20 protein-coding genes are annotated in these 22,154 nt (G+C 59.2%); 10 read left to right on the forward strand and 10 right to left on the reverse strand.

The genetic code is table 11. The features are described from left to right. Positions 1-46 precede the first annotated feature (46 nt). The 6 genes from DESPIG_RS12000 (at position 47) to cmk (ending at position 4,636) form a co-directional block, all read left to right on the forward strand. Positions 47-757: a Crp/Fnr family transcriptional regulator gene (locus tag DESPIG_RS12000; protein ID WP_006009155.1), complete on the forward strand. Its 711-nt coding sequence runs from the start codon at positions 47-49 to the stop codon at positions 755-757. Between the two features lie 189 nt (positions 758-946). Beyond that, positions 947-1,549 (forward strand): flavodoxin family protein, encoded by a 603-nt coding sequence (locus tag DESPIG_RS12005; protein ID WP_006009159.1) that lies wholly within the window; start codon positions 947-949, stop codon positions 1,547-1,549. A gap of 41 nt (positions 1,550-1,590) precedes the next feature. Further along, positions 1,591-2,070 carry a pyridoxamine 5'-phosphate oxidase family protein gene (locus DESPIG_RS12010; RefSeq protein ID WP_006009161.1) on the forward strand — a complete coding sequence of 160 codons (480 nt, stop codon included), beginning with the start codon at positions 1,591-1,593 and terminating at the stop codon, positions 2,068-2,070. A 209-nt stretch (positions 2,071-2,279) separates the two neighbouring features. Further along, positions 2,280-2,723: a universal stress protein gene (locus DESPIG_RS12015; protein ID WP_040370153.1), complete on the forward strand. Its 444-nt coding sequence runs from the start codon at positions 2,280-2,282 to the stop codon at positions 2,721-2,723. 84 nt (positions 2,724-2,807) lie between these two features. After that, positions 2,808-3,947 carry a histidinol-phosphate transaminase gene (hisC, locus tag DESPIG_RS12020; protein WP_006009168.1) on the forward strand — a complete coding sequence of 380 codons (1,140 nt, stop codon included), beginning with the start codon at positions 2,808-2,810 and terminating at the stop codon, positions 3,945-3,947. After that, complete coding sequence (gene cmk, locus DESPIG_RS12025; protein ID WP_006009170.1) at positions 3,944-4,636, forward strand: (d)CMP kinase; 693 nt, start codon at positions 3,944-3,946, stop codon at positions 4,634-4,636. The genes hisC and cmk overlap by 4 nt, the downstream gene beginning before the upstream one ends. A gap of 364 nt (positions 4,637-5,000) precedes the next feature. Here cmk and pstA read toward each other — a convergent pair whose 3' ends face one another. The 3 genes from pstA to DESPIG_RS12040 form a co-directional block, all read right to left on the reverse strand. Then, positions 5,001-5,876, reverse strand: a complete 876-nt coding sequence (gene pstA, locus DESPIG_RS12030) for a phosphate ABC transporter permease PstA (protein WP_006009171.1) — start codon at positions 5,874-5,876, stop codon at positions 5,001-5,003. Positions 5,877-5,887: 11 nt separating this feature from the next. Further along, entirely contained in the window at positions 5,888-6,775 is an 888-nt protein-coding gene (gene pstC / locus DESPIG_RS12035) for a phosphate ABC transporter permease subunit PstC (RefSeq protein WP_006009173.1), read from the reverse strand. Positions 6,776-6,962: 187 nt separating this feature from the next. Further along, positions 6,963-7,778: a PstS family phosphate ABC transporter substrate-binding protein gene (locus tag DESPIG_RS12040; protein ID WP_006009174.1), complete on the reverse strand. Its 816-nt coding sequence runs from the start codon at positions 7,776-7,778 to the stop codon at positions 6,963-6,965. Positions 7,779-7,998: 220 nt separating this feature from the next. Between DESPIG_RS12040 and DESPIG_RS12045 the strand changes: the two genes are divergently transcribed. From DESPIG_RS12045 to DESPIG_RS12060, 4 genes are read left to right on the forward strand one after another with little or no spacing between them, the layout of a single operon-like run. Further along, positions 7,999-8,673 (forward strand): response regulator, encoded by a 675-nt coding sequence (locus DESPIG_RS12045; RefSeq protein WP_006009175.1) that lies wholly within the window; start codon positions 7,999-8,001, stop codon positions 8,671-8,673. 10 nt (positions 8,674-8,683) lie between these two features. Further along, the gene (locus DESPIG_RS12050; RefSeq protein WP_147588969.1) at positions 8,684-10,477 is read left to right on the forward strand and encodes an ATP-binding protein; all 1,794 of its coding nucleotides are present in this window, start codon (positions 8,684-8,686) and stop codon (positions 10,475-10,477) included. A gap of 2 nt (positions 10,478-10,479) precedes the next feature. Further along, positions 10,480-11,235 (forward strand): phosphate ABC transporter ATP-binding protein PstB, encoded by a 756-nt coding sequence (gene pstB / locus DESPIG_RS12055; protein WP_006009177.1) that lies wholly within the window; start codon positions 10,480-10,482, stop codon positions 11,233-11,235. Beyond that, positions 11,235-11,918, forward strand: coding sequence for a phosphate signaling complex PhoU family protein (locus tag DESPIG_RS12060; protein WP_006009178.1), 684 nt, complete (start codon positions 11,235-11,237; stop codon positions 11,916-11,918). The genes pstB and DESPIG_RS12060 overlap by 1 nt, the downstream gene beginning before the upstream one ends. Before the next feature lie 960 nt (positions 11,919-12,878). On the opposite strand, the gene DESPIG_RS12065 is transcribed toward DESPIG_RS12060, so the two are convergent. The 7 genes from DESPIG_RS12065 to DESPIG_RS12095 all read right to left on the reverse strand — a co-directional run bounded on the left by DESPIG_RS12065 (position 12,879) and on the right by DESPIG_RS12095 (position 22,025). After that, complete coding sequence (locus DESPIG_RS12065) at positions 12,879-15,155, reverse strand: inorganic phosphate transporter (RefSeq protein ID WP_006009180.1); 2,277 nt, start codon at positions 15,153-15,155, stop codon at positions 12,879-12,881. 200 nt (positions 15,156-15,355) lie between these two features. Then, on the reverse strand, positions 15,356-16,186 hold the full coding sequence (locus DESPIG_RS13380; RefSeq protein WP_006009181.1) for a glycosyltransferase family 2 protein: 831 nt from the start codon (positions 16,184-16,186) through the stop codon (positions 15,356-15,358). Positions 16,187-16,199: 13 nt separating this feature from the next. Beyond that, a complete protein-coding gene (locus tag DESPIG_RS13385; protein ID WP_006009182.1) occupies positions 16,200-17,249 on the reverse strand; it encodes a glycosyltransferase in 1,050 nt (349 codons plus the stop codon). A 4-nt stretch (positions 17,250-17,253) separates the two neighbouring features. Next, positions 17,254-18,246, reverse strand: coding sequence for a glycosyltransferase family 2 protein (locus tag DESPIG_RS13390; RefSeq protein WP_006009183.1), 993 nt, complete (start codon positions 18,244-18,246; stop codon positions 17,254-17,256). Next, entirely contained in the window at positions 18,243-19,169 is a 927-nt protein-coding gene (locus tag DESPIG_RS13395; protein WP_006009184.1) for a glycosyltransferase family 2 protein, read from the reverse strand. The genes DESPIG_RS13390 and DESPIG_RS13395 overlap by 4 nt, the downstream gene beginning before the upstream one ends. A 40-nt stretch (positions 19,170-19,209) precedes the next feature. Further along, positions 19,210-20,205, reverse strand: coding sequence for a polysaccharide pyruvyl transferase family protein (locus tag DESPIG_RS13400; protein ID WP_006009186.1), 996 nt, complete (start codon positions 20,203-20,205; stop codon positions 19,210-19,212). Further along, positions 20,202-22,025: an ABC transporter ATP-binding protein gene (locus DESPIG_RS12095; RefSeq protein WP_006009187.1), complete on the reverse strand. Its 1,824-nt coding sequence runs from the start codon at positions 22,023-22,025 to the stop codon at positions 20,202-20,204. The genes DESPIG_RS13400 and DESPIG_RS12095 overlap by 4 nt, the downstream gene beginning before the upstream one ends. Positions 22,026-22,154: the final 129 nt, after the last annotated feature.

Raw genomic sequence — 22,154 nt, forward strand, 5'->3', positions numbered from 1 at the left:
TTCCTGCCCCTGCCCCGCAGGGGCGAAGCTTTCATGGAGGTCGCGCATGGACCGGAAAAAAGGGGACCGCCCCACCGATCCCCAGAGCCTGCGGGATGCCCTGCGCCACAGTCCGCTGGGCCGCTGGCTGGACGAAAGGCAGACCGGCCTTGTGCTGGACACGGGCCGTCTGGCCGAGATGCGGGCGGGCGATGTGCTGTTCCGTGAAGGGGACGAGATACGCCATGTGCCCTTCGTCTTGTCCGGTGAGGTGAAACTGGTCAAGATGGGGCCGCAGGGCAGGGAATATGTCCTGCACCTGACCCGTGGCGGGGCCTTCCCCGATCCGGGGGCCCTGTTCTACGAGGCCCCCCTGCCCGCCACGGCCGTGGCTTTGGGGCCGGGACGCCTGCTCTGGCTGGAGCGGGCCACCATGGACAGGCTGCTGGACGAGAATCCCCGGCTGGCCCGCTGGCTCCTGCAGGTGCTGGCGGCCCGGCAGCGTCTGTTCGTCAACAAGGTGGCCGGCTCGCAGGGCGTGATCTCGGTCTCCCGCCGGGTGGCCGGATGGCTGCTGCACCGCTCCCGCATGGAGGAGGGCCGCCGCCAGCTGAAACTGCCCGGTACCCGGGAGCTCATGGCCCGCTTGCTGGGCCTGAGCCGCGAGAGCCTGAGCAGGGAACTCAACAAGCTGGCCCGGGAAGGCGCCATCCGCCTGGAGCGGCGGCGGGTGGAACTGCTGGACATGGCGGCCCTGGAGCGCCGGGCCCAGGACTAGCGGCTTTCCGGCCGTGTTTTTCGCTCCGGCCTTTACGGGCCTGCCCCTATGCGGCATAGATGAGGGCCGCAGGCAGGCCCGGCCTTCGGCCGTGCCTTTTTGCATGACGCTCCCGCCACTGTGCGTCGCGCTCCGGTGATGCCGCGGCGCAGGCCTGACAAAGGGCGGCATACAGTATCACAGATAGCCATGACAGACATCATCCCCCAGCTTTCCTTGCCGCTGTGCATCCTTTGCTCCAGCACCACCGGCAATACCCGTTCTTTGGCTGATGCCCTTGCCGACGCCACCGGGGCCCCCGTGTTCCCCGCGGGGCATCCGCCGCTGCTCGATCATGCCGGGACTCTGCTCCTGGGCTTCTGGGTGCGCCGCGGCCTGCCCGACAGCCGCAGCCTGCGCTTGTGGCAGGGCATACGCGGCAAACGCATCTTTTTTTTCGGCACCCACGGCACACGTCCCGGCTCGGAACATTCCCGCCAGTGTCTTGCGGTGGCCCGCCGCCTGTTGCAGGACAACGGCAACGAGGTACTGGGCGGATTCTTGTGCCAGGGGCGGGTCAACCCGCGCCTGGTGGCGCTGGCGGGCAAGCCGGGGCACCATCCCATGACGCCCGCCCGCGCAGCCCGTCTGGCCGAGGCCGCCCGCCATCCCGATGGGGCGGACCGGCAGGCGCTGGTGCGCTGCTGGGACTGCTGCCGTCAGGGCCTGCCCCTGCCCGGGGCCGATGCCGCCGGGGAAGTGGACGGCGGCCACTTTTTTGCCTGGTCCGCCGGGACGGGACGCTTGTCCTGAGCCCGCGGGCCCGTTATCCTGTAAGGGGAGGAGAAAACATCATGGAAAAGATCGTGAGCCGCGTGGAACTGAGCGATGATCCGGCCCTGCCCGGCGAGATCCTCAACAAGGCGGAATCGCTGTACGTGGCCTTCCAGACAGGGGATTTCCCCTATGTGCTGCCCTTCAACCATGTCTGGCTGGATGGGCACATCTACATCCATTGCGCGCTGGAAGGGCGCAAGATCGACGTGCTGCGCCGGGATGGCCGGGTGGGCTTTTCCACGGCGGTGGACGTGTGCATCATCCGCGAAAAGTCCACCACCCACTTCCGCAGCCTTTGCGGTACCGGCCGGGTGAGCGAAGTGACCGATACGGAAGAGAAGCGCCGGGCCCTGGACGCCATCAGCCTGCGCTTCGATGCGCGCTGCCCGCGTCCCACGCCCGATGCCGCCCTGGCCCGGGTGAACATCCTGCGCATCGATGTGGAGAGCCTGACCTGCCGCCACAAGAACGGGCCGCGCCGCAAGGACAAGGAATAGGGAAAAGTTTGTGCTTTTTAGCACAAATTGGAGAAAAGGCCTTGTCTTGTGCAGGGAAAGTCCTTACATTATGGACATGCCGGGAACATAGGCGCTCAGGGCGGCTATTTCCGGGCGCACGGCGGAGGAAAGGGCCATCCCCCCTTTCCTGATGGAACTGGATTTTCAACATTTTACTTCTGTCCGTTTGGGCGGTAATGGAGCGTACCATGAAGGAAATCAAGAAGATTCTTTGCGCGGTTGACCTTTCCGAACACAGCGCGGCCGTGGCAGAGTACGCCACCATGCTGGCCAAGGGCCTGGGGGCCAGCATCATCGTCGTCTACACGGCTCCCTCGCTGAGCCAGTATGTGGGCTTCCATGTGCCGCCCAACACCATCGAGAACTTCGTGGGCGAGATCGTCTCCGGCGCTGAAAAGTCCATGGACGCTTTCGTGGCCGAGAACTTCCCCGGCGTGGAAGCCAAGGGCCAGGTGCTCATCGGCTACGCCGCCGAAGAGATCCTGACCCGTGCCAATGACGAAGGCGCCGACCTCATCGTCATGGGTACCCACGGCCGCAAGGGCATCGACCGCATCCTCTTCGGCTCCGTGGCTGAAAAGGTCGTCAAGAACGCGTCCATGCCTGTGCTGACCGTTCGCCCCAACAGGTAAGTCCCGGCCGGACCGGGAACTGACAACGGTTTCTCGGGCCGCCGCACTTGCGGCGGCCCTTTTTTCTTTGCATCTGGAGTCTGTATGTACACCTGCGCCGTGCGCCCGGAAATAGCCGCCCTGAGCGCCTATGTTCCCGGCATGTCCATTGCCGAAATTCAGGAGAAATACGGCCTGTCCAAGGTCGTCAAAATGGCCAGCAACGAGAATCCCCTGGGCGTCTCGCCCCTGGTGAAGGAGGCCCTGGGCCTGCACGCCGGGACAGCCTTCCGCTATCCCCAGGGCGGCAACCCCCGTCTGGTGGCGGCCCTGGCCCGTACGCACGGCGTCAGCCCCGACCAGGTGGTGGTGGGCAACGGTTCGGACGAGATCATCGACATGCTGATTCGCATGCTCCTGGTGCCGGGCAAGCATTCCGTGGTCTGCTTCGAGCCCTGCTTCAGCATCTATCCCATTCAGGCGCAGGTCTGCGGCGTGGAAGTGCGCCGCCATCCCCTCAATGCGGATTTCAGTTTCGACCTCGACGCGCTCTTCGCCCTGGTGGACGATGACACCCGTCTGGTCTTCGTGACCACGCCGGACAATCCCTCCGGCTACTGCCCGCCGCTGGCCGACGTGCGCCGCCTGGCGCAGCGTCTTGGCGAGCGCTTCCCCCACTGCCTGCTGGTGGTGGACGAAGCCTACATGGACTTTGCGGGCGACAGTCCCGAGGACGAGGCCCGCTTCTCCCTGCTGGCCTCGGGCGACATCCCGGACAACGTGGCCATCATGCGCACCTTCTCCAAAAGCTACGGTCTGGCCGGGCTGCGTCTGGGCTACGGCATCCTGCCGGCCGAGCTGGCCCAGTATTACTGGCGGGCCCGCCTGCCGTTCTCGGTCAACATCCTGGCCGAAGAGGCCGGTATCGCCGTGCTGCAGGACAGCACCTTCCGGGCCGCCACGCTGGAATGCGTGCGCGCCGGTCGCCGTCGCCTGACCGAAGGCCTGCGCGCCCTGGACTGCACGGTGTGGCCCAGCGCCGCCAATTTCATCATGATGCAGCTGCCCGAGGGCTGCGGCACGGCGGCGGCCTGCTTCGAGGCCCTGCTGCAACGCGGCATCATCATCCGGCCGCTCAAGAGCTACAGCCTGCCCGAACATCTGCGCGTGAGCGTGGGCAGCGACGAAGAGAACACGGCCTTCCTGGAGGCCATGAAACAGTGGATGCAGGAGGTGCGGGGATGAAGACGACCCTGCCTGTGGTGACCCTGGACGGCCCCGCCGGTGTGGGCAAGACCACGCTGGCCCAGCAGCTGGCCGAGAGCCTGCATGTGGCCTATCTGGATACCGGCGCCATGTTCCGTTGCCTGGCCCTCAAGCTGGGGCCCGGTGCGGAGACCCTGCCCGAAGAGGAATTGCGCGAGAAGTGCCGCCAGTGGACCTTCAGCCTGTCCGGCAAGGGACGGGCCTCCGCGGTGTGCTGCAACGGCGTGCCCATCCGCGGCGAAGTGCGCACCGAGCAGGTGGGCATGCTGGCCGCCCGCATCGCCACGGTGCCTGTGGTGCGCGAAGTGCTGCGCGAGGCCCAGCGGGCCATGGGCGAAGCCACGCCGCTGGTGGTGGAAGGCCGCGACATGGGCACGGTGGTCTTCCCGGACGCCCGTTTCAAATTCTTTCTGGATGCCTCCCCCGAAGTGCGGGCCCTGCGCCGTCTGCGCGATCTGGCCGCCCGCGGGGTGGAAGCCGATCTGGTGACGCTGACCGAGCAGATCCGCCAGCGTGACTCCCTGGACCGCAACCGGGCCGTGGCGCCCCTGCGCCCCGCTGCCGATGCCGTCATCGTGGATACCTCGGAACTGGACATCGCCGGAGTTCTGGGCGTGCTGGTGCATCGCATCAGCGTGCACGAAGGCAGCGTGACCCTGCTGCCGTAGCTGGGGACGGCAAACATCGTATGGCAAGATGACGGGCCGGAAGGGATCTCCCTTCCGGCCCGTTCGCGTTCCTGCTGCGGCCCACGGGAGCAGGGCACAGGAGGAGGAACCGATGACTTCTTGCGGCAGGCGGTTCCCTGCCCGGGAGATGAAAAGAGTGCCGCACGGCAGGGGCGGGGGCTCTCAGGCTTTCCCCAGCGTCGTGGAGGGGGGGAGCACGTGCCGCAGGAAAGCCATCTCTGTAACGGCGTGGCGGTCCGCGAAAAGCGCGTGCCGGGAAAGCCATGGAAAAGGAAAGGGGCCCCCTCTGCCGATGCGAGAGAGGGCCCTTTCCCAAAAGACCGGTCTGTGGTGCGGAGACCTTCTAGGCGTGGTGACGGCGCTGCAGGTGGTCGCGCAGGATGATGGCCAGCAGGTTCATGCCCAGCACCAGCAGGATGAGGACCAGGCCCGTGCCGTACTGGAGCGGGCGGGTCTTCTCGATGTCCGTGCCGGCAGTGGCCAGCACGTACATGTGGTAGGGCAGGGCCATGACCGAGCTGAAGATGGAGTCCGGGTTCTTGGGCGTATAGAAGACCGCGGCGGTGAACATGATGGCGGCCGTTTCACCGGCGGCGCGGGCCACGCCCAGGATGGCGCCGGTGAGCATGCCCGGCATGGCGCAGGGCAGTACCACGCGGGTGATGGTCTGGGCCTTGCCGGCACCCAGGGCCAGGGAGGCCTGGCGGTAGGTGTCGGGCACGGAGCGCAGGCTCTCCTCGGCGGTGCTGATGATCACGGGCAGGGTCAGCACGGCCAGGGTCAGGATGCCGGACAGGATGCTGACGCCCATGCCGCAGAAGGTCACGAAGAACGAAAGCCCGAACAGGCCGAAGACCACCGAGGGCACCCCGGCCAGGTTGTTGACCCCCAGGCGCACCATGCGGGCGAAGGGCGTGTTGCCCGCGTATTCATGCAGGTAGACGGCCGTGGCCACTCCCAGGGGGAAGGCCAGCAGCAGGGAACCTAGGGCCAGGATGGCCGTGCCCACGATGCAGGGCAGGATGCCGCCGGCGGTCATCATCTCGCGGGGCGGGGTGGAGAGGAATTCCCAGCTGAGGGCGGGCAGGCCCTGCACCAGCAGGAAGAGGCAGATGGCCACCAGCAGGATGACGTTGAAGGCGGCCACCAGCCGCAGGGTGCCGAGCATGGCGCCCTGGACGAAAAGACGGCGGCGCGGGTCGGGTGTGGCAAGAGGCATGGAAGGGCTCCTTAAAGGCTGGCCGAGCCCACCTGGCGGTGTTTTTCGGCGATGCGGGAAGCGATCATGTTGAATGCCAGCGTCATCAGGAACAGGACGATGCCTGTGGCGAACAGGGCGTAGTAATGGTCGCTGCGGAAGGGGGCTTCAGCCATTTCAGCGGCGATGGAGGCGGGCATGGGCCGCACGGGATCCAGCAGGGACTGGGGCAGCATGGCCGCGCCGCCGGCCGCCATGAGCACCACCATGGTCTCGCCCATGGCGCGGGACATGCCCAGCATGATGGCCGTGCCGATGCCGGAAAGGGCCGCGGGCACCACCACGCGCACGATGGTCTCCCAGCGGGTGGCGCCCAGCGCCAGAGAGGCCTCGCGCAGGGAGCGGGGCACGGCGCGCAGGGCGTCCTCGGAGACGGAGCAGATGGTGGGCAGGCTCATGATGGCCAGCACCAGCGAGGCATTGAGCAGGTTGAGGCCCGTGGCGGCGCCCAGCACGTCCTGGAGGATGGGGGCCAGCACCACCATGCCCAGAAAGCCCAGCACCACCGAAGGCAGGGCCGCCAGCAGTTCCACGAAGGGCTTGATGATGCGGCGGGCGAAGGGCGGCGCGATCTCGGCCAGATACACGGCCGTCATGACGCCCAGGGGCACGGCCAGCAGCGAGGAGAGCACGGTGACGGCCACGGAACCCACCAGCAGCGGGAAGATGCCGAACAGGCCGGGATCTTCCGTGGGGTACCAGAGGTCGCCCAGCAAAAAGTCCAGCGGGCTCACATGCCGGAACAGGGGCAGGCCTTCGGTGAACAGGAAGATGACGATACCTGCCAGCGCCAGCAGGGACGAGGCCGCGATGGCGGTGAGGCAGATGCGGATGGCCCGCTCGTGGGAAGAGCTGAACATGGTTTTCTCCGAAGGTTTCCTTGCGGGACGCGCCCGCTGGAGGAAGCGGGAAAAAAGCGGAAAAACGGGGGAAAGGGGGACGCACGCCGGTATGATCCCTCAGACCGGCACGGGCCCTTTCCCCTTGCGGGGGACCGGGCAGAGGCCCCCGACAGGAGAAGGGGAGCGTCTGCCCGGCGCTGCGGGCTTAATGCTGCAGGGGAACGTAACCCACGGCCAGGACGTCCTTCTGGCCCTTGTCGGCGGCCAGCAGGTAGTCCACCAGCTTCTTCACGCCGCCCTTGGGATCGCCGTTGGTGAAGATGTAGAGTTCGCGGGCGATGGGCCATTCGCCGTCCAGAGCGGTCTTGGCGCTGGCGGCCACCTTGCCCACGGTCAGGCCCTTGACGCTCTTGTCAAGATAACCCAGGCCGATGTAGCCGATGGCGTTCTTGTTCTTGGCCACGGCCTGCACCACGGTGCCGTTGGAGGCCTGCATCAGGGCGGCGGGGGTCACGCGTTCCTTCTTCATGACCAGTTCCTGCCAGGATTCAAAGGTACCGGAAGAGGTATCGCGGGAGATGACCACGATGGGGGCATCCTGACCGCCCAGTTCCTTCCAGTTGCGCACCTTGCCGGCGTAGATGGAGGAAAGCTGCTCCAGGGTCAGGTCCTTCACGGGGTTCTCGGGGTTGACCACAGGCACGATGGCGTCCACGGCCACGGCGATGCGCACGGGCTTCACGCCCTTCTTTTCAGCGGCGGCGCGTTCCTTGTCCTTGATGTCGCGGGAGCTCATGGCCACGTCGCACTGCTTTTCGCCCAGGGCCTTGATGCCGTTGCCGGAACCGCCGCCGGAGATCACCAGCTTGATGTCGGGGTTGGCGGCCATGAAGGATTCGGCGGCCTTCTGCATGACGGGCAGCACGGTGGTAGAACCGTTGACGACGATATCCTGGGCGTGGGCGGCCACGCTCAGACCCAGGGCGGCACAGGTAAGGACCAGAGTTTTGGCGAGATTCATGATAGTGCTCCTTCAAAAGGAAAAAAGTCTTTGCTTCGGCTCAATCCCGAAGCACCTCCCTTTTCTTCAGGTTTTGTTACGAAAATGTGACGCCTCGGCGAAGATGCGGAGACACTTTGAAAAACGCGGTTTTTACGGCCCTGTCACACAATTGTAACCTTTCAGGCGCATTGCTGGCGCATGGGAAAGGCACTACTTCTCCAAGGCAAAGGAAAGCTCCATGCAACGCATACTTGTTATTGAAGACGAAAACGATATCCGCCAGCTGCTGCGCTTCAACCTTGAGCGCGAAGGCTTTGCGGTACTGGAAGCGGCCGACGGGCTGGGGGGCCTGCACATGGCGACCTCCGAGCTGCCCGACCTGGTGGTGCTGGACCTCATGCTGCCCGGCATGGACGGCTGCGATGTCTGCCGCAGGCTCAAGGCCCAGCCGGTCACGGCGGCCATCCCCGTGCTCATGCTCACGGCCCGCGGCGAGGAAGTGGACCGCATCGTGGGCCTGACCCTGGGGGCCGATGATTATGTGGTCAAACCCTTCAGCGTCCGGGAGCTGGTGCTGCGCATCCGGGCCATCCTGCGCCGCGGCAGCCGCCCCGGCATGGGCACGGCCCTGTGCCGCGGGGCCCTGTTGCTGGATGTGGAGGCCCACCGTGTGACCCTGGACGGGCAGGAAGTGGCCCTGACGGCCACGGAGTTCCGTCTGCTGGAAGACCTCATGCGGCATGCGGGCGCCGTGCGTACCCGTGAACAGCTGCTCAACGCGGTCTGGGGATATTCGTTCGAAGGCTACGCCCGTACGGTGGACACGCATGTCCGGCGTCTGCGGGCCAAACTGGGTGAAGAAGCCGCCGCGCTCGAGACCGTGCGCGGCGTCGGTTACCGTTTGAGAGGCTGAGATGACGGGGATGTTCCGTTCTTTTAGGGCCCGGATCTTCTGGGCCATCCTGCTGGTGGCCGCGGTGGCCGCGGGGCTTTCCCTGTGGCTGACGCGCGAATGGCTGGAAGAGCGCCAGCTCGACGAAGCACGCACCGGTCTGCTGCGCGAGGCGCGCGTGGCGGGCGAACTGATGCTGCGCGGCGAAAACGATCTGGAGGTCCTGGCCCGCGTGCTCGACCTGCCCGACCTGCGCCTTTCCCTGCTGGATGCCGACGGCAACGTGCTGGCGGAGACCGGCGGCGTTTCGCCCGAGGGCATGGACAACCACGGCGACCGTCCCGAAGTGGTGCAGGCCCGCAGCGAGGGGCAGGGCTATTCCCTGCGCGCCAGCGGCACCTTACATAAGAATTTTGCCTACGCGGCCCGCAACCTGCCTGACGGGCGCATCCTGCGTCTGGCCCTGCCGCTGGACAGCGTCAACCTGCTCATCCAGAAGCGCCTGCACGTCTTCGCGCCCATGATCCTGCTGGCCGTGGTGCTGGCCGTGGTGCTGGCCGCCTTCATCTCCGGCGCCATGCGGCGTTCCCTAGGCCAGATGGTGGACGTGGTCTCGGCCATCTCACGCGGCCGTCTGCAACGGCGTCTGCGCCGTCTGCCGGGCACGGAATTCGCCCCCTTGGCCGAAGCCGTGAACCGCATGGCCGACAGCATCGGCGAGCAGGTGCGTATCGCCTCGGACAAGACCGCCCAGCTGGAGAGCGTGCTCAACACCATGAGCGACGGCGTGCTGGTGCTGGGCCCGCAGGGCCGCATCCGCCGCTGCAACGGCGCCTTTGCCCGCCTCTTCCCCCAGGTGACCGACATGGCGGGCAGCCCGGTCATCGAGGTGATCCCCTCGCCCGAATTGCAGGACGCCGTGGATGCCATGCTGCGTTCCGCCCAGGTGGCCCGCTCGTCCTCCGGCAACGGGGACGAGGATCTGGACGTGCCCCGTTCGCTGCGCCAGGTGCAGCTGCATCTGGGCGGCCGGGTCTTCTCGGTGCTCATCTCCCTGCCTGTGCTGGCCGATGCCCGTCTGGGCGCGGTGCTGGTCTTCCGCGACATCAGCGACCTGATGCAGCTGGAACGCATCCGCAGCGATTTCGTGGCCAATGTTTCCCATGAGCTGCGCACGCCGCTGACCGCCATCCAGGGCTATGCCGAGACTCTGCTCAGCATGGATTCCTCGGAGCAGGCGCAGCACTTTGCGGCCATCATCTACCGCCACAGCTGTTCCCTGGCCCGCATGCTGGAGGATCTGCTGGTGCTGGCCCGTCTGGAAGGGCAGGGAGGCGCCCTGGAGCTCTGCCCCACGGAATGCGCCGCCACCCTCGATGAGGCGGGCAGCCTGTGCCAGACCCGCCTGCAGGAGCGCAAGCTGCGTCTGGAAGGCCATCTGGAAAAACTGCCCCCCGTGCTGGCCGACGACCGTCTGCTGACGCTGGTGTTCCGCAACCTGCTGGAGAACGCCTGCCGCTATGCCGAAGAAGAGACGGCCATCCGCGTCACGGGCCGGGTGGAAGGCGACGACGTGGTCATCCGCGTGGTGGACGACGGCGTGCTCATCCCGGCGGACGACCTGCCGCGCATCTTCGAGCGCTTCTATCAGGTGGAGCGCCATCGCGGGCAGAATTCCACGGGTCTGGGCCTGGCCATTTGCAAACATGTGATCGAACGGCACGGCGGCCGCATCTGGGCGGAAAGCCCGGCCGAGGACGGCAGCACGGCCATCATCTTTACCTTGAGGCGCGCGGACGCCCCCCGGACGCCCGTGCAGGAGTAGTTATGGCAACAGCACTTTCGGCGCAGAAGATCAACGTCTACTACGGCGCTTCCCACGCCCTGCAGGATGTCAGCCTGGATTTCGAGGCCGGCGGCGTCACGGCCCTCATCGGGCCTTCCGGCTGCGGCAAGTCCACCTTCCTGCGTTGTCTCAACCGCATGAACGACCTGATTCCCGGCTGCCGGGTGGAAGGCCGCATCATGCTGGACGGCGAGGACGTCAACCAGCCCCGCACCAATGTGGTGCGCCTACGGCAGAAGGTGGGCATGGTCTTCCAGAAGCCCAATCCCTTCCCCAAGAGCATCTTCGAGAACGTGGCCTACGGCCTGCGCGTCAACGGCGTCAAGGACGAGAACCTCATCACCGAGAAGGTGGAGCTGGCCCTGCGCCGCGCCGCCCTCTGGAACGAAGTGGAAGACCGCCTTTCCTCCTCGGCCCTGGGCCTTTCCGGCGGCCAGCAGCAGCGCCTGTGCATCGCCCGCGCCCTGGCCGTGGAGCCGCAGGTGCTGCTCATGGACGAGCCCGCCAGCGCCCTGGACCCCATCGCCACCCGCAAGGTGGAAGAGAGCATCGTGGAGCTCAAGGAAGGCCTGACCATCATCATCGTGACCCACAGCATGCAGCAGGCGGCCCGCATCTCCGACCGGACGGCCTTCTTCTACATGGGCCGTCTGGTGGAAAGCGACAGCACGGACGTCATCTTCACCCGTCCGTCCCAGAAAGAGACGGAAGATTACATCACAGGCAGGTTCGGTTAATGGTTCTTCAGGATTACACGCCCCAGCACATGCTGGCCACGCTGCGCACGCGCCTGCTGGTCATGTATGCGCAAGTGGACATCGCTTTGGAAGAGGCTGCGCGCTCCTATGAAAAGGGCGAGGCCGTGCGCGCCATCGCCGTCTGTGACGGTGATACGGCCATCGACGCCCTGGAAAACGAGATCGACGAGCTGTGCCTGCGCCTCATGGCCCGCATCAAGCCCGTGGCCGGCGATCTGCGCTTCGTGGTGGCCGCCCTGCGCATGGTGGTGGATCTGGAGCGTATCGGTGACGAGGCCGTGACCGTGGCCGAGCAGACCGTGCTCATGGAAGACGTGCCCGGGCGCCGCATCCTGGCGGACGAGGTCTGCGGCATGATGCAGCGTGCCCGCGAGGCCTTCATGCGCGCCATGGACTGCTTCCGCGAAGGCAACGGGCAGGAAGCCCTGGCCCTGCGCAATTGCGAGGACGAGGCCCTGCAGAACGAGATGCGCATCGTACAGCGCCTGCTGGAGCTGCTGCGCCAGGAAGAAGGCAAGCGCCCCGATCCCCAGCTGGTCATGCATACCCTGCTGGTGGTGCGTGCCCTGACGCGCATCTGGCGGCGTTCCGTCAATCTGGCCGAGCAGGTCTACTTCATGCAGCACGGTCAGAGCCTCAAGCACAGCGGCGACAAGAAGTAATCTATCAGCGTTCCTTTGTTTTTCCGGTAAAAGCGGGTGCAGGCCACTGCCCCGCTTTTTTTGTTGGGGAAAGGCCGTGGAGTAGGGGGATGACGAGAGGGGAAGGGGCGTTTTTTGTAAAAACTGCCCCTTCCCCTCTCGTGCTCTCCCCATCCCCGAAAAAACTTTCCTCAGGTCGGGCCGCCGGTCCCCGTCGCTGGCTGGCGGCTGGGAGGAAAGGACATGTCTGGTCATGGGGCCGGGAAAAGGAGGGAGGGAAAAAGCTGGGGAGAGAAGATGCCGGAGTTTTTTCTTTTTCTCGCTCGCGCTTGCTCCCGGGCCGCTGGAATACCTCTGGAAGTATGGGACGGGGCCTTCCTGCGATGAAGGGACCGTCGGGAGAGCTCTTTGATAAGTGGCTGCAGGTACGCCGCAGGGCGGGACGCTCTTCGGCAGAGGTCCGTCTTGTGCGGATGTCGGGAAGTGAAGGCGTGTTTGGGGATACCGGGCAGCGATGCCGGAGGGACTCGTAGGGCTGCCCGGCGGTTGCTGCCTCATAGCAGGCCCGGAGCGGCAGGGAGAGGCTGGCCGGTCTGAAACGCGGGCCGGGATACTCCGGCTGGGGGCTGCCTTGGTAGGGAAGGCTGATGCCGGGCCGGGGGGCGGCATGGCGTGCACCGGTCTCTGTCAGGCATGTCCGGTGGTTGGGATGGGCCCGTGTGGAGCTCTCCCCGTACAGCTCGTTTCGGGCAGGCGGTGGCCCGCAGGACGCAAAAAAGCCCTCCATGCGGAGGCTTCGTCATTCCCGATGGGCGGACAGGCTTCCGGGACTGTCCTCGGGAGGGCGTACGGCCATGTCTGCCATTGGGCGGGCATGCCGTACCATCTGAAAAAATGGCCGGAAAGGGAGGCGCTTGGGAAAGGGGCTCCTCATGTGAGAGGAGCCCCTTCCGTCGATGTTCGTTTCGTCTGTGTCCGGTCTTAGGCCTGGGCCGAAGCGGCAGCCGTATCTTCTTCCTTGCGGGCGACGTTGCGGCGGCAGGCGTCGTTGAGGTCGCGTTCCAGCAGGGCCACGATGGTGAAACGGTTGATGAAGGCGCGGGCGAACTGCAGGTAGTTCAGATACAGGTCACTGCTGCGCATGGACAGGCCTTCGGTATCGATGCGCTGCAAGAGTTCGATCTGGATCTTGCTGATGCGGGAAGAGCAGTGGTCGGCATAGGCCGAGAGTTCGGCGCGGGAGCCTTCGCCCGCGGCATAGGTCCGGAAGTGGCGGGCGGCGTCTTCCAGGATGCCCAGCATCTGCTCCAGATTATCGCCCAGCGCGCCGCTATAGGGGCGGTGCCGGTTGGCGATATGGTTGGCGGACATGCCCAGCACCGAGCGCAGCTCATGGCTCAATTCCTTCATGCCGTTGAAGATGCGGTAGTAGATATGCCGCGCCTCGTTGTCCAGATCGTCGCCACCGCCGCGCAGGGCCATGCGGTAGTAGGAACCGCGGGAGCGGGAGATGTCTTCGAAAAGGTTCACGGCTTCGTTCTTGCAGCGGTTCAGGACCTTCTCGTCCTCGGCCTGGAAGGCGGTGAGGCCTTCGCGCATCAGGCGCACGGCGGTATCGATGCTTTCGTCCACCGAGGCGCCGATATTGGCGCGGATGCTGTCCTTGTCGGTGTTGTCGGCCACGATGTCGAAACTGCTCTCGTCCTTCTTCTTGCCGAAGAAGTTGGAGCGCACCAGGCTGACCACGGCCACCAGCATGAAGATGACGGCCACCACGCTGCCGCCTTCGAACAGGGCCCAGGTGACCAGGGCGCAGGCGCTGAAGGCGCACATGGCGGTCAGGAACCAGCCGCTGATGACGGCCAGCACGCCGGAGATGCGGTAGACGGCGCTTTCACGGTTCCAGGCACCGTCGGCGAAGGAGGAGCCCATGGCCACCATGAAGGTCACATAGGTGGTGGACAGGGGCAGCTTGAGGGACGTGGCCGAGGCGATGAGGATACTGGAGACCACCAGGTTGATGGCGGCACGCACCTGGTCGAAGGGCAGCACGGGGGCGCCTTTGACCTGTTCCACGGGCTGCATGCGGCTTTCGAGAGCGTTGAAGAGCGATTGGGGCAGGATCTGGTGCAGGGTCTTGTTGGCGCTCAGACCGGCGCGCACGATGAGGCGGCCGGGCAGGGAGGAGCCGAACTGTTCCTGATCGCCGCGGGTGCTGCTGCTCAGGTTGATGGAGGTCTGCACCACGCGATGGGCCTTTTTGGAGAACCACAGGGTCAGCACCATGATCAGGCCGGAGAGCAGCAGGTAGAAGGTGGGCGTCTGCACGGCCTTGCGCAAGCCCTCCATGGTGAAGGCATCGGGGGCCATGCCGCTGGCGGTGAACTGCTGCCAGCTTTCCCAGGCGGCCAGCGGCACGCCCACGAAGTTGACCAGGTCGTTGCCGGCAAAGGCGAAGGCCAGGGCAAAGGTCCCGGCCAGGATGACGATCTTGAAGATGTTGACGCCGCGGCGCACCATGAGCAGGTGCAGCACCACGCTCAGGCCCGCGAACAGCACCAGCAGGATGGGCAGGGTGTGGGCATTGATCCAGGCCAGGTATTCCGGCTTCATGAAGGACGCGCCCTTGGCGCCTTTCATGATCAGGAAGTAAAAGATGGCCGTCAGGGACAGGCCGCCGAAGATGCCGCCGATGCGGCGGTACATGCGTTCATAGTGGAAGGTGAAGATCAGGCGGGTGATGTACTGCACCACCACACCGGCCACGAAGGCCACCACCACGGAGATGAGGATGCCGGACACGATGGCCAGGGCCTTCTGGCTGTTGATGAAGTCCCCCAGCTGGGAGAGCAGGATGTCCGAGGTGGAGATCTTGATGAGGGCCGCGGCCACGGCACCGCCCAGCAGTTCGAAGACGATGGACACGGTGGTGGAGGTGGGCAGGCCCATGGAGTTGAAGGCGTCCAGCAGCAGGACGTCGGTGATCATCACCGCGAAGAAAATGATGATGATCTCGTTGAAGGTGAACATCTCGGGGTTGAAGACCCCGCTGCGGGCGATCTCCATCATGCCGCTGGAAAAGGTGGAGCCCAGCAGCACACCGATGCTGGCCACCACCATGATGACCTTGAAGCTGGCGATGCGCGAGCCTATGGCCGAGTTGAGGAAGTTGACGGCGTCGTTGCTGACGCCCACGAAAAGGTCCACTGCGGCCAGGATGGCCAGAAATACCAGTATGAGCAGAAAGATGCTTTCCACGTCCCGTCTCCTGCGGAATAGTTTGAGAATGAGGCATATTCTGTGTAGGCAGGTTTTGTTACAAATCGGTGACGGAGGCGGGAAAATGCAGGGAAGAGAAGGGCTGCCGGGAGAGGACGTTTGTAATTTTACGGGGTCAGCCTGCTGGTGAGAGGAGCCTGAAAAAAGCCACCCGGTACCGGGTGGCTTTATCTTGTATATCATGATGAAAAATAGCGTAGCCGCTCCACGAACATGCGCCAGCGATAGCGTGCGGCCTTACGGCCTTTGCGCAGTGCATCCAGAGGCAGCATGCACAATGGATAGAGTACGTTGGCGCAACGGAACCAGAGGGGAAAGGTATGTTTTTTGAGCAGATACATGCGGCCGGCAGCATAGCTGGCGATCTTGGTATCAGATGGAACATGCGTATCCGGTGAAGGATGGAAGACTCGGATGGACGGGCAACGCCAAACAGGAGCGCGTTTATGCGCTTCCAGCAGGTAGTCCGTATCTTCGCCACAGCCGTAGGGCAGTCCCGTACCGGGACCAAGTCGGGTGTCGAAACAAAGATCTTTTACCGCTTCGGCCCGGAAGAATTGGACGCAAGTCCCCCCTTGAGAGAAAAGATCCGTGGGGGAAAGAAGCTGTTCCCTATTGTCAGGAGGGGGAAGTTCCGGCGAGGGAGTCCAATACCCTAGGACAGCTCCAGCCTCGGGATGACGCTGAAAGGCCTCCACAGCCTGAGCCAGCGTATCCGGGGCGTACCAGCAGTCATCATCAGGGAAGACGACGATATCTTCATCCCCAATGAGGGAAAGGATCGCATTGCGTGCTATCGAAACACCTTGGGACGGCAGCAGAATGCGAGTCACCTGTAGGTCCTCATGCTTCTGCAGTACGGCATCCAGTGTCCCCGGTGCGTTCTGGTCGGCAAGATAGATATGAAAGTCGACGTAATCCTGCCGTTTGAGAGAAGTCAACAATCTGTCGAGTTCCGTAATGCGGTCAACAGTGGCTATGCAGAGAGCAAGGCAAGGAGTGTTATGCATGTGGATCCTTTACTTATCGACATTGCAGGCGGCCACATAGAAATTCTGTCATTTTCTTCATGAATTCGCCGGGAGAATACAGAGCGCACTGACAGAGATGATAGAGGCGGGAGCCTGTGGACAATCCTTGAGCTCGCGCTGCTCTCAAATGATAGAGAGCCAGAGCTTTGCGGATTTCAGGGGTAATGTCCCCCTGAAGAACACACGGAAGCCACTCTTGTGCTTCAGGGTCTTGTTCGGGTGAGACACCGATAAGATGAGGGTTAAGAGCCAGCATACGAGCTAGAAGCTCTTTCTGCTCCTTCGGAGAAAGCAGTGAGTTTAGAAGCTGTGTGGCTGAAAGCTGACAAATTTCACGTGTCCACTCTTGTCCTGAGAGCCAAATAGCCTGAGCTCGTAAAATGGAATCCCGCTGCTGACGCGCATGCACATGTGAGATGCTTTGCCCATGTACCCTATAGGCAAGAAGAACTTGAGGTATAGTATCCATACGACCGCAGGAAAGCATCCGTAGCCATAACGCATAATCTTCGGCAGACGGGAACTCAGGACTATACCCTCCAATTTTTTGTACAGCATCCGTACGCATCATTACTGCAGGATGTACAAGAGGACATCCCCAACGAAAATCATCGAGGAGTTTTTGTCCTGAAGAAAAAATTTTTTTTCTGTACATCCTGTCCTGGTTGTCCATAAATTTTATGTAGCTACCTACAGCTACGACATCAGGATGATCCGTCATATAAGCATATTGAATGGACAGGCGATTTGGAAAAGAAAAATCATCAGCATCCATTCGTGCAATAAATGGGCTCTGTACTAAATTTATTCCTTCATTGAGAGAAGCTATAAGCCCTTTATTGGGACGTTGTACAAGGCGAATCCGAGCATCTTGTTCTGCTAACTGCTGAGCAAGATGCTCTGTTCCATCTGATGACCCGTCATCGATCAGAATTATTTCGAAGTTTGTAAAGCTCTGCTGTAAAATCGACAAAACAGCTTTTTTTAAATACTGCACGTTGTTGTATACAGGCAAGAGTACAGATATGTGTGGTGTATTCATGGTATTAAAAATATTTTTTTATTTTGTTTCCATATAGTGTATATAACCGGTAAAATCCATATATGAAAATTCCATATTTCATGGAAATCAATCTATTCGGTATGTTTTTGTCAAAAAAATACGGGGGAGTATCCTTGACTATTCTTCTTTCACTAATACACGCCAAGCAATAGTCTATTAATTGTTTTCTTTCTTTGGTTTGGTATGCTTTGAATGTAGGAAATCCATCTGTGAAAAAAGCCATTAATTGAATATAGATGTCAGCTTGTTGTTTCCAATTGAAAGAGTCAAATATCCTTATGGTTTCTTTTATATGCTTTATATAATCTTTAAACTGCTGTTGGGAGAATTTTTTTATAGATGACGATGCTCGATATTTATATACTGTATCTGGAATAGTAACGACAGAATCTGCAAGGCATAAAGCCTTAGCAAGCATAGGCGGATCTTGTCCTCGCAACAGATTTGGATAATAAATATTATTTTCTACTAAAAAAGATTTTTTAAACATGACTCGCTGGTGATACCAGGGAATCCATAAGCTGGGGTCATCACAAGGCGATATTATTTTAAACTCATCTATGTGGCTTGATAGTAGCGGGAAAGGAGGGAAAATAGGATGGCTCATGTCAGGTGACATGAACTTTATATTTCCTATACACATATCGCATGAAGATTCTGCCAATGCTGTCTTCATTTTACTCAGTGCATAGGAAGGATAGATATCGTCAGCATCGCAGAAGACGAGAAAGTCTCCAGAGGCTTTAGAAATTCCAAGATTTCTTGCCGGTCCGGCTCCAAGGTGCTGGTTGCTTTGAATAAATTTTATGCGGGAATCGCGAGCTGCATACTGTTTTAAAATATCAAGGCTGTTATCAGTAGATGCGTCATCAATACAAAGGACTTCAAAATTATTTACGGTTTGATTTAGAATACTATTCAGGCAGTCGTGGATATATTTTTGACAGTTATATACGGGGATTATAATCGATATCATTTTTTATATTCCCTTTTTATTTTTGAAATATATGCATATAGGAATCCTGCATCAAAAAAGAGAGGCCTTGTATTTTTGAAAATAATTTTTCCTATAGGAACTGAGGCTCTCAAGCTGATGACATCCCTAATAATAGCATAGAAAGATTTGCAATAATGCCAAAGGCAACGTAATAATATGAAACGTTTGCTATATTTCTGGGAGGAAAATTCGGCTTTCCCGTATGCAAAGGCTGAACATATCTGCCATCGTAGTCTGTATTTATAAGGCAACACACAATGATCTATCTTGAGATGGGGGACATATCCCAAGCGATAGCCTGCGGCACGCATACGCTCAAAAAATTGTGTTTCTTCTCCGTAGCCGCAATGTTTGCCATTCATGCCGAGCTTGGTCGAAAATGTACCGGTGGCTCTTGCTGCGGCGCATCGGATGATACTGTTCCCACCAGGGATGTAGGTGTCCCCTGTCAACAGGCCATAGCCTTGAGGGCTTTCATAAGTACCAAAATTATCTGGGAACCATCGCGGAGCCGGTCCATAATGGTGCCAGGCATAGTAGGGGCCACCAAAGGCATCAAAATCATTTTTTTGGATGGTCTCTAGAATTGTAGACACCCAGTTTGGATGAGCCTTGGCATCGTCATCGAGGAATGCCAGCCATTCTGTATCGCATTCTTCAAGGGCTCTATTACGGGCATGAGAAAGTCCTTGGGCATGTTCGCTAATAATGACTAATTTAGCAAATTTGTCCTTAAAAGAAAAAATAATTTCTTTGGTGTTATCTGTAGAATTATTGTCGATAACTAATAAGGTATAATTTGTGCTATCAACAGTTTGTTTGTTGAGAGAAGCAAGGCATTCTGAAATGATGTTTGCTCGATTGTATGTACAGATAGCGATAGTCAAACTGCACTTTTTCATATGGCATCTATTTGTTATGGTGTGGTGTTAAATGACTTTGCTATTCCTGCATGCATTTATGTATGAAATCGACACATCTGCATTCAAGTTGATTTGCTTTTTCTATATGCGTATTTTTATTTGTAACTTTATTGTTCTCTGTGGCAACGTCATATATAAAATCACTATTATTGTCGAATCCAATAATGTTGAAGAATTCAGAGAGTCCACTGTATCTTTCTTTATCGTAATTGGGGACAAGGAGAATGACAGGTGTTCCCAGTGACAGGCACGGTAAGGCGCAGTGGATCCTTGTTGTCAGCACAAGTTCCGCACTGGCATATTTGTTTAGTAAGCGTTTAGCTATTGCAAATCGGTCATGATGGTTGATATTGCAGCTATACATATGTCGTGTATATTCTATATTTTCTGGGTAATGTTTTATTATTTGTTCTACATGTGATGAGATTTTGTTATGTCTGCTGAAGAATTCATATCTGTTGATAAAATTTGATAAAAATAACTTTATATTTGATTTGATATTTTTGTTTTCAGTAAATTCATAAAAAGGAAAATCACAGAATATGATTCCTTTTCTATCAACATCTTTTTTATATGTCCGCCCCAACGTGGTCGTCAGGCATGAGGAAAAGTAGGCATCGATGCCCTTAGATTGAAAAAAATTCCTAGTCGCGATATCCCGACAGCCTATGGGCTGGAGCCTCTTGATGGAATTTAAGAAAGATGCTGGAACACTTTCAGGATTTTTTATGTAAATAGATAGTAATAGTGCATTGAAATTTTCAGGGATAAACCTATTTCCATCATATATATAATACCATCCATTCATGATGATATTTGTATCGACAGACTCATAAACAAAGCCATCTCTGTCGATGTATTTTGATACATAGGGAAGATATTGCTCTGCAGCTAGGCTTTGTATGTAGTCGCCTATATTGAATAGAGATATATTTGGGTTATAAAAGTTATTTTTATTGCTGTATATCGATTTATCGGTATAGTCATATGTTAAAACAGAGTAATGCTGTTTCATATTTTTTCTCTCTGATTGGTGCTATAATAAATATTATATTCAGATAATACTTTTTCTGTATTTCCATACATCTGAATATGTCCTTTCTCTACCCAATACAGCCAGTCACATTTCTCCACAGTCGTTAATCTGTGAGCAATGATGATCACCGTCATATGGGATCGCAGGCTTTCGATGGTCTGCTGGATGGCTTGTTCAGTAGCGGTATCAAGAGCAGAGGTCGCTTCATCAAAAATGATGACTTGCGGATGATTATAAAGGGCCCGGGCGATGGAGACGCGTTGCAGCTGACCGCCGGAAAGCCGCACCCCTCGCTCACCGATGATGGTGTCGATGCCGTTTTCCAGGTCATCCAAAAAATCCATGGCTGCCATGCGGCAGCATTCCCGTACGCGATCTCGGTCGATCTCCTCTCCCCATTGGCTGAAGGCGATGTTTTCCGCCAAGCTGCCGTTGAGCAGGAAGGGATTTTGCGGCACATAGCCGATGCCCCGCATCCAGCCTGTACGTAGACCAGCATCCATTTCTTGCCCATCCACCAGTATCTTACCGCTGCTGGGCGTGTAGAGACCGGTCAGCAGGCTGACCAAAGTGCTTTTGCCTGCGCCGGAGGGGCCTATGAGGCCGACCATACTCCCTTTGGGGATATGCAGATTGATATCGTGCAAAGCATCAGCGTGTCCCTCAGCAGTACCGGGATACCGGAAGCAGACATGCTCGAAACAAATCTGCTGCTGCAAGGGGCAGGGGCGCTCTTCCGATCTGTCCTGAGGCAACGTTTCAACTTCATGCAATTTTTGAAGGATGGGATCCACCGTGGACAGTTGCTGCTGCATTTGCAACAGGCCTTGCACCACGCGGTTCATGATGGGCAGCAGGCGCCAGGCCACGGCGGCCAGCAAGGCCAGGGTGGCGCTCACATGGGCCAGGCTTGCATCTTGCCAGCGCAGCAGCAGCACAGTGCCCAGCAACAGGGTGATACCTACGAATTCCAGTATCCACGACGGCATGGGAGGAAAGACCGGCAGTACGCTTTGCCCTTGCATGAAGCGCTGTTCCGCCGCGGTGTACTGACGGATGAAATTTTCCTGCTGTTGACAGATGAGGATGTCCCGGATGCCGTTGAGGCCCGTATGGATGAGTTTCATGGAATCTTGCTGGGCGGCGGCGCATTGCTGGCTGAATTTGCGGACCCAGCGGCGGCTGCATCGAAAAATCCCCCAGGCGGCCACACCGGTGATGCTGACCACCAGGATCCCGGCCAGCGGAGCCATGCAACAAACTGCCACCAGGAGGGTGGCGACTACCAGCAATTGGGAAAGAGCCTGCAAACTTTGGAAAAGAAATATCCCGGTATTGGCACGCCAGTTCAGGAGAGTGATCAGGTCGCTGACCTTCTGGCCTGTATGCCAGAGGTAGGGGGCGTACATATATCCTTGATACAAGCGTATGCCCAGATGCCTGCTCACCATCTGGCTATAACGGCTTTGTCGCCAGGTCAGCAGAGCCAGCATAACCGTTTTGAGGAGGGTTGTACCGCAGAGCAGGCAGAGCAGCAGGGCCAGCAACAGGCGCGGGTCTTCCATGGCCGGACGCAGTGCGGGCAGCCAAAGTACCAGCTGCTGCATGATGCTGTTGTGGACGATGGTTTGAGGAGATGCCAGTACCACGCCCAGCAGGGAGACAGCACCGGCCAGGGCGAATTCCGTCAGGGCCACCACCACGGTCAGGGTCATGACGGTCCAGAAGCTGCGTTGCAATGGTGAGGGCAAGACGCAGTAGATGCGCTTGAAGGCCTCGACAAGCTGGGCTTTCAGCATGGGGAACGTACCTTTCGTAGCAGGACTTGGGGAAGATTCGCAGTAGCGGGAAATTACGGGAACAGTATATGGCCTTTCAGCTATCATATCCCATGATAACAAAAAAGGGTCACAGTCTAAAACCGTAAC

It is taken from the genome of Desulfovibrio piger ATCC 29098, assembly GCF_000156375.1.
Classification (GTDB): Bacteria; Desulfobacterota; Desulfovibrionia; order Desulfovibrionales; family Desulfovibrionaceae; genus Desulfovibrio; species Desulfovibrio piger.

Bases quoted from the DNA above. Each gene is read 5' to 3' on its own strand.
- DESPIG_RS12000 (WP_006009155.1), top strand. From the start codon at position 47: ATGGACCGGAAAAAAGGGGACCGCCCCACCGATCCCCAGAGCCTGCGG.
- DESPIG_RS12005 (WP_006009159.1), top strand. From the start codon at position 947: ATGACAGACATCATCCCCCAGCTTTCCTTGCCGCTGTGCATCCTTTGC.
- DESPIG_RS12010 (WP_006009161.1), top strand. From the start codon at position 1,591: ATGGAAAAGATCGTGAGCCGCGTGGAACTGAGCGATGATCCGGCCCTG.
- DESPIG_RS12015 (WP_040370153.1), top strand. From the start codon at position 2,280: ATGAAGGAAATCAAGAAGATTCTTTGCGCGGTTGACCTTTCCGAACAC.
- hisC (WP_006009168.1), top strand. From the start codon at position 2,808: ATGTACACCTGCGCCGTGCGCCCGGAAATAGCCGCCCTGAGCGCCTAT.
- cmk (WP_006009170.1), top strand. From the start codon at position 3,944: ATGAAGACGACCCTGCCTGTGGTGACCCTGGACGGCCCCGCCGGTGTG.
- pstA (WP_006009171.1), bottom strand. From the start codon at position 5,876: ATGCCTCTTGCCACACCCGACCCGCGCCGCCGTCTTTTCGTCCAGGGC.
- pstC (WP_006009173.1), bottom strand. From the start codon at position 6,775: ATGTTCAGCTCTTCCCACGAGCGGGCCATCCGCATCTGCCTCACCGCC.
- DESPIG_RS12040 (WP_006009174.1), bottom strand. From the start codon at position 7,778: ATGAATCTCGCCAAAACTCTGGTCCTTACCTGTGCCGCCCTGGGTCTG.
- DESPIG_RS12045 (WP_006009175.1), top strand. From the start codon at position 7,999: ATGCAACGCATACTTGTTATTGAAGACGAAAACGATATCCGCCAGCTG.
- DESPIG_RS12050 (WP_147588969.1), top strand. From the start codon at position 8,684: ATGTTCCGTTCTTTTAGGGCCCGGATCTTCTGGGCCATCCTGCTGGTG.
- pstB (WP_006009177.1), top strand. From the start codon at position 10,480: ATGGCAACAGCACTTTCGGCGCAGAAGATCAACGTCTACTACGGCGCT.
- DESPIG_RS12060 (WP_006009178.1), top strand. From the start codon at position 11,235: ATGGTTCTTCAGGATTACACGCCCCAGCACATGCTGGCCACGCTGCGC.
- DESPIG_RS13380 (WP_006009181.1), bottom strand. From the start codon at position 16,186: ATGCATAACACTCCTTGCCTTGCTCTCTGCATAGCCACTGTTGACCGC.
- DESPIG_RS13385 (WP_006009182.1), bottom strand. From the start codon at position 17,249: ATGAATACACCACACATATCTGTACTCTTGCCTGTATACAACAACGTG.
- DESPIG_RS13390 (WP_006009183.1), bottom strand. From the start codon at position 18,246: ATGATATCGATTATAATCCCCGTATATAACTGTCAAAAATATATCCAC.
- DESPIG_RS13395 (WP_006009184.1), bottom strand. From the start codon at position 19,169: ATGAAAAAGTGCAGTTTGACTATCGCTATCTGTACATACAATCGAGCA.
- DESPIG_RS13400 (WP_006009186.1), bottom strand. From the start codon at position 20,205: ATGAAACAGCATTACTCTGTTTTAACATATGACTATACCGATAAATCG.
- DESPIG_RS12095 (WP_006009187.1), bottom strand. From the start codon at position 22,025: ATGCTGAAAGCCCAGCTTGTCGAGGCCTTCAAGCGCATCTACTGCGTC.